7 protein-coding genes and 1 pseudogene are annotated in these 6401 nt (G+C 60.0%); 1 reads left to right on the top strand and 7 read right to left on the bottom strand.

Annotated features, from left to right (window positions below):
• From AC1D1Z_RS32455 to AC1D1Z_RS32485, 7 genes are all read right to left on the bottom strand, one after another.
• The coding region (locus AC1D1Z_RS32455) for an L-idonate 5-dehydrogenase (RefSeq protein ID WP_477852946.1) at positions 1-782 on the bottom strand (782 nt) is incomplete at its 3' end.
• Positions 783-792: 10 nt separating this feature from the next.
• On the bottom strand, positions 793-2199 hold the full coding sequence (locus AC1D1Z_RS32460) for a TRAP transporter large permease (RefSeq protein WP_477852948.1): 1407 nt from the start codon (positions 2197-2199) through the stop codon (positions 793-795).
• A gap of 4 nt (positions 2200-2203) precedes the next feature.
• The gene (locus AC1D1Z_RS32465) at positions 2204-2776 is read right to left on the bottom strand and encodes a TRAP transporter small permease (RefSeq protein ID WP_018245445.1); all 573 of its coding nucleotides are present in this window, start codon (positions 2774-2776) and stop codon (positions 2204-2206) included.
• A 117-nt stretch (positions 2777-2893) separates the two neighbouring features.
• On the bottom strand, positions 2894-3868 hold the full coding sequence (locus AC1D1Z_RS32470; protein ID WP_018245446.1) for a sialic acid TRAP transporter substrate-binding protein SiaP: 975 nt from the start codon (positions 3866-3868) through the stop codon (positions 2894-2896).
• Between the two features lie 23 nt (positions 3869-3891).
• Positions 3892-4650, bottom strand: coding sequence for a FadR/GntR family transcriptional regulator (locus AC1D1Z_RS32475; protein WP_018245447.1), 759 nt, complete (start codon positions 4648-4650; stop codon positions 3892-3894).
• A gap of 189 nt (positions 4651-4839) precedes the next feature.
• On the bottom strand, positions 4840-5160 hold the full coding sequence (locus tag AC1D1Z_RS32480; protein ID WP_018245448.1) for a hypothetical protein: 321 nt from the start codon (positions 5158-5160) through the stop codon (positions 4840-4842).
• 163 nt (positions 5161-5323) lie between these two features.
• Entirely contained in the window at positions 5324-6028 is a 705-nt protein-coding gene (locus tag AC1D1Z_RS32485; RefSeq protein ID WP_477852951.1) for a transcriptional regulator NanR, read from the bottom strand.
• A gap of 176 nt (positions 6029-6204) precedes the next feature.
• On the opposite strand from AC1D1Z_RS32485, the pseudogene AC1D1Z_RS32490 reads away from it, so the two are divergent.
• A pseudogene (locus AC1D1Z_RS32490) lies at positions 6205-6401 on the top strand (ribulose 1,5-bisphosphate carboxylase); the annotation flags it as partial.

Here is a 6401-nt window from a genome sequence, read left to right on the forward strand (position 1 = left end):
CGTGGTCTGATGGCGGCAATCGCGCCGCGGATGGCCGGAGCGGCCGCCGAGCATTCGAAGACGAGGTCGAAATAGCCCTTTCCCGCCTCGTATTCCGCAAGCGCCTGGGCATTTTTGGAAACATTGATGGTGCGGCTGGCGCCCATCGCTTCGGCCCTGGTGAGCGCCGCATCCGCGAGATCGGTCACCACGATCTCGCTTGCGCCATGATAGGAGGCGACGGCAACCATCAGGGCGCCGATCGGGCCGGCGCCGGTGACCAGCACGCGTTTGCCTGTGATATCTCCTGCGCGCGATGCCGCGTGCAGGCAGACGGATAGCGGCTCGCTGCAAGCCGCTTCCGCTGCCGTCGTCGCTGCTCCAACCTCAAAGCACTGCTTGGCCGGCACCACCAACCATTCCCGGAACATGCCCTGCTCATGCGGCAGGCGCATCGCGCTGCCCATGAAGCGCATTTCCAGGCAGTGGATCGGCATGCTTTTCTCACAATATTCGCAATGCCCGCAGGGTTGGCTGGGATTGACCGCCATTAGCGTCCCAGCCTTCAGATCGACGCCCTCGCCCGCTTGGCTCACGGTCCCCGAGGCTTCGTGGCCGGGTATAATCGGCTCGCGAACCCGGACCGGCCCGAAGCCGCCATCCTGATAATAATGCAGGTCGGAGCCGCAAATCCCTGCGGCCGCCATTTTGAGAAGCACCTCGCCGGGACCAGGGGCCGCAACCGTATCGGTCTCGATCCTGAGATCGCCCTTTTGGTAAAGCCGTGCCAGACGTGTCCGCATCGTGTCCATCCTATCTCAACAGTCCAAGCTGCTGCGGCAGCCACAGCGATATGGCCGGGACGAAGGTGATCAGGATCAGTGCCAGGAAGAGCGGCACCAGCCAGGGCAGGATCGCCATGGTCGTGCGTTCGACGGATAGTTTCGCGACCCTCGACAACACGAAAAGCACCATGCCGAGCGGCGGGTGCAGCAGGCCGATCATCAGGTTCAGCGTCATGATGAGACCGAACTGGACGGGATCGATCCCGAATTTCAGGACGATCGGCAGAAGGATCGGCACGAGGATGGTAATGGCCGCGATCGTGTCCAGGAAGCAGCCGACGAAGAGCATCAGCAAGTTCACGAGGATCAGGAAAACCCATTTGTTGTTGGTGATCGACAGGATCGCATCGGACAGCAGCTGCGCCGCCTGGCTCACCGTCAGCAGCCAGGCGAAGACCGATGCCGCGGTGACGATGAAGAGAACGGATGCCGTCGTCTCGATCGTGTCGAAACTTGCCTTGGCGAGCGTCGAGGGCGTCATCGTACGGTAACGCACCAGACCGAGGAACAGGGACCAGAGGACGGCTGCGACGGCGGCCTCCGTCGGCGTGAACCAGCCCATCGTCATGCCGCCGATCAGGATGACGGGCGTCATCAGCGCCATGACGGCGGAGAAGCGGAAATACCAGTCGAGGGCAAGAAGCAGGGCAAGGGCAATGCCCGCCGCAACATTCATCGATACGCCCGCCTGCATCAGCAGATAGATGGCCAGCGGCACCGCCAGGACGACGACGATTTCCATCCCCGCCGACAGCAGCTGTCTCACATCGAACGGCGCGTCCGAGCCCCAACGCTTCCAATAGGCGAAGGCGGCGACAGTGATCATCATCAGCAGCGTCATGACGACGCCGGGCAGGATGCCCGCCATGAAAAGAGCGCCGATCGAGACGTTCGCCATCATGCCGTAGATCACGAAAGGCAGCGACGGCGGGAAGATCGGACCGAGCGTTGCCGAAGCCGCCGTCACGCCGACCGCTGCCTCGACCGGATAGCCGTGATCCTTCATCGCCTTGATCTCGATCGTGCCGATACCGGCCGCATCGGCAAGCGCCGTGCCGGACATGCCGGAGAAGATGACAGAACCGATGATGTTGACTTGCGCGAGACCACCCTTCATCCAGCCGACGAGAGCAACGGCAAAGGAATAGATGCGGCCGGTGACGCCGGYCGAGTTCATCAGGTTGCCCGCGAGGATGAAGAAGGGCACGGCGAGCAACGGGAAGCTTTCGACACCGGCAATCATGCGCTGGGCGACGATGATGTCGGGCGCGACGCCATAAAGGACGATATAAAGCACGGATGCGACGGCCATCGAGATGGCAACGGGCACCCCGACCAGCATCAGCACCAGAAACGAGCCAAGAAGAAGTAGCATCGGATCAACCCTCTACGGTCTGGAATTCTTCGGGGCGCTCCAGAACGGAGTAGCCGCGGCGCATATTGGCGATGAAGACGACGACTGCGCGGATCAGCATCAGCGCGAAGGCGACGAGAACGGCGTAGAAGACGATGTTGCGCGGCAGATCGATGGTGACCATCTGCTCGTCCGCCACGATGTCGACGTAGCGCCACATCAGATGGCAGCCATAGGCGAAGAAGCCGATGCGGACGATATCGACAAAAGTGGCGAGCACGCGCGCCAGGCCTGCAGGCATATAGTGATAGAACACATCCACCTGGATATGCCGCGACGTGCGCACGCACATGACGGAACCGAGAAAGACGACGCCGATCAGACAATTGATCGCGATTTCCTCGGTCCATGCGTAGCTGTCGTTCAGCACATAACGCGTGAAGAACTGCAGGAACACGCAACCCGCCATCAGCCAGAAGACGATCAGCGTGATCCAGTCTTCAATGGCGTAGTCCGAGACGTTTGCGGTCGGAGCGTGCCCTTCGAACTCGTGACCGATTTCTTCGGCCGTGATTTGCGTATGAATTTCTTGCGACATGATCGGCCCTGTTCCAGTTCGGAATGAAGGAGCGCGGCGCCTGCAGCAACCAAAGTGTTACAGCGTCCTTGCGCGTCTGAAAGACGCGCGGCGCTGTAAGGCGCCGCGCCGCGAGTTTTACTGGATCGCGCGGATTGCTTCCCAATCGGCCTTCTCGTAGCCGAAATCCTCGAACTTGACCTTTTCCATCACGGCCTTTTCGAAATCGGCCTTGTCGACCTCGGCGACGTTCAGGCCTTTTTCCTTGAAGGTCGCAATAAGACCGTTTTCCTTGCCGGCGATCGTCTTGCTGGTGCGCTCGGCGGCCTCCTGCATGACCTCGCCGAAGATCTTCTTGTCCTCGTCGGAAAGGCTCGCCCACCGCGTCTTCGAGATCACGGTGTTGAGGTGATCGACGATGTGGCCGGTGAGGATGATGTTCTTCTGGACTTCGTAGAACTTCTTCGCCTCGATTGTCGTCAGCGGGTTTTCCTGTGCCTCGACCGTGCCGTTCTGCAAAGCGAGATAGACTTCGGCAAAGGCGATCGGCGTCGTGTTGGCACCGCAGGCGCGCGGCATGGCGAGATAGGCCGGAACGTCAGGCACGCGGATCTTCAAGCCTTGCATATCCGCGCATTTGGCAATCGGCTTGTTTGATGTCGTATGGCGCGTGCCGTAATAGCTGACCGCAGCGATGTGGTTGCCCGTCTTGTCTTCATAGCCTTTGGCAAGACGCTTGAAGACATCGCTCTTGGTGTAGGCGATCAGGTGATCGGGACCGCGGAAAATATAGGGGAAGTAAGTCACGCCGATCGGCTTGTAGTCGCGTGCCGCAAAGCTCGATCCCGAGATGATGATGTCGACGGTCCCGAGCTTGAGGCCCTGGTTGATGTCGGCTTCCTTGCCGAGCTGCGATGCAGGATAGACCTCGATCTTGTAGCGCCCGTCGGTGCGCTTGTTAATCTCTTCTGCGGCCCATACGGAATCCGTGTGGAAGGGCTCGGACGTTTCATAGACATGCGCCCATTTCAGCACTGTCTGGGCCTGCGCGATCGCGCTACTCGCCATGATCGCGGCTGCGGTGCAAAGTATCGTTGCCAGTCTGCTTTTCATTGCTCTCTCCTCCCGAGCTTGGGTTAAGTCTTGGTCGTTCCTTTCGACGGCCGCTTGTTGCGTCCGCGCTCCTCTTCCCCCGAAAACTCCTCCCCGAAGCTCTCGGAAAACCTCTTCTGCGACATTGTGAGATGGGCGCGCATGGCCGCCTTGGCGCCGGCGGCATCGCCGGCAGCGATCGCGTCGCGAATGGCCCGATGCTCGTCCAAGGCGCTGCGCCATGTCGTGGGCCCCTCGAAGTGGCTGGCGAGCTTCGCGAAATATGGGGTCATGCGCATGTCGAACATCTCGCCCGTCACGCGGATCAATGTCGCATTGCCGACGATGGCGGCAATGCCGGTGTGGAAGGCGCGATCGGCATCGAGCACTGCGATTGCATCGTTGACCACACCACCCATGCGCGTCAGCGTTTCATCGAGCAGAGCAATATCGTCCGGCTTGGCGCGGCCTGCAGCTTCTTCGGCGATGGCGCATTCGATGAGGGCTCGCGCCTGCAGCAGTTCGAAAGGCCCCTCCACCGGCTCGCGCTCGGCCCCGGCGACGGTCGCTGCATGCTGGCGCACCACATAGATGCCCGATCCCATGCGGATGTTGACGAGGCCTTCGACCTCCAGGACGATCAGCGCCTCGCGGACGGTCGGGCGTGAGACCGAGAGTTGCTCCGCAAGATCGCGCTCAGCCGGCAGCCGCTGGCCGACGGCAAGCTCACCGCTAGCGATCATCAAGCGAATCTGATCCGCGACCTGTCTATAAAGACGGCGTGATTCAACAGGCGAAAACATCGTGGCCTCCCCGGCGAGCTCTCCTCAAGCGCGCACACTGGTCAACTGGCCTGACCAATTGAGGTACAGGTATCACCACAGAAGTTGTGCGTCAATCCGCCGCATAAACTTAAAAGGAGAGTTCACATTTCTGGCTGAGCCGGGCAAGAAAAAACCCCGCCGTGGCGGGGTTCATTGCGAAGGGGCCGATCAGTTATTATGTGCCGCGCAAGCCTCATCCATCGGCGTGGCATTGCTCGTGCCACCCTGCGTCTGAAGATTGTTGGAGTTGTTGACCGGATTGGGGCACTTGGTCCTGTCGGTTTTCTTTGTGCCCGTGGTCGTGGAGCCCGTCGTGGTGGTATCGGTCGCCATCGGCTTTTTGGCCTTCATATTGCCGCTTGCACCGCCACCCTGATCGGCCTGGTTTTTATCGATCGTGGCGCCGGCCGGTGCCGGATTGGATTGGGCGAAGGCAGACGTCGCCATGCCGATAGAAAGAAGCGAAGCTGCTACGAGTTTCATACGCATCTGATGTCCTCCTTAGGATCTTTGCGTGATTATTCAGAACCTCGCCGGCGCGTCATTGTTCCGCAGTTGCTGCTTACAAATATGCCATAGCTTCAGGAGCCGCGGGCGCGACCGAGGATCAACGCTGAGATGGGATCAGGAGACCAACGATGGAGCCGCGACACTACTTAGCGTAAAGCGCTCGCGATCGCTCGAGATGCTTGAGAAGTGCCGTTTCCGAGCCATCCACGTCGTTTGCTTCAAGGCGGTCGACGATTTCGTCGTGTTCGGCGAGCGTGAACTTTTCCTTGCCGGTCCAGATCAGCATCTCGGTATGATATTCCTTCAACCAGGCAAGCATCGCTTCGCTGACGGCGACGTAGATCGGGTTGCCTGATATCTGCGCGATGCGGGTGTGGAATTCCATGTCCGCGTCGATGAACTCTTCAGCCCGTCCAAGCGACATTCGCTGGCGTTCGATGATGTTCCTGAGGTCGGCGATATCATTTGCGGAGGCCCGCTGCGCGGCCTCGCGCGCCATGCCCCGCTCGAAGAAGATGCGGGCGCTCTTGAGGTATTCCAACGAATCCGAGGATTGCGACAGCATGATCTTGGCGGTGAGATCGACCTGCCGGAATATCGATTTTGCCGTCAGCCTGAGGACCTTCGCCCGCTCACCGTGCGAAATGTTGACGAGACCCTTGTTGGCAAGGGACTGCATGGCCTCCCTGATCGCCGGCCGGCCGACGCCGAAGCGTTCCATCAGCACGCGCTCGGAGGRCATTTCGTCGCCAGGCTGAAGCTCGCCCGACGTGATCATTCGCTCAAGTCGATCAAACACTTCGTCAGAGAGTTTCCGGCGGACGATTTGTTCGAGGGGCTGTGTCATCACATCTCGCTGGCTCAAAATATTTCCTCCTAACAGTTTTCCGGGTCGAGAACAAAGCTGCCGGCGGAAATTGCGGATCCGAAGATTCTACTTTCCATAAGTTGGGATACTCATTATACCAGATCATGAGTTAACGCCAAGGCAATCTGGCGGCGAGAGGAGCAACCGTCCATTTCATGATGACTACCCTGACCTATCGTATCGAAACGCCCGGCAGCGTCGAGGCGATGGCGGAAAAGATCGCGAGCGACCAGTCGACCGGCACCTTCGTGCCCGTACCCGGTGAAACCGAAGAGCTGAAATCGCGTGTTGCCGCCCGCGTGCTGGCGATCCGCCCGCTCGAAGATGCGCGTCATCCGACCTGGCCCGAGGT

The sequence above is a fragment of the Rhizobium sp. P1_E1 genome (assembly GCF_056406015.1).

What these genes read in the sequence shown, in the direction of transcription:
- AC1D1Z_RS32465 (WP_018245445.1), bottom strand. Translation starts at nt 2,776, where the DNA reads ATGTCGCAAGAAATTCATACGCAAATCACGGCCGAAGAAATCGGTCAC.
- AC1D1Z_RS32470 (WP_018245446.1), bottom strand. Translation starts at nt 3,868, where the DNA reads ATGAAAAGCAGACTGGCAACGATACTTTGCACCGCAGCCGCGATCATG.
- AC1D1Z_RS32475 (WP_018245447.1), bottom strand. Translation starts at nt 4,650, where the DNA reads ATGTTTTCGCCTGTTGAATCACGCCGTCTTTATAGACAGGTCGCGGAT.
- AC1D1Z_RS32480 (WP_018245448.1), bottom strand. Translation starts at nt 5,160, where the DNA reads ATGCGTATGAAACTCGTAGCAGCTTCGCTTCTTTCTATCGGCATGGCG.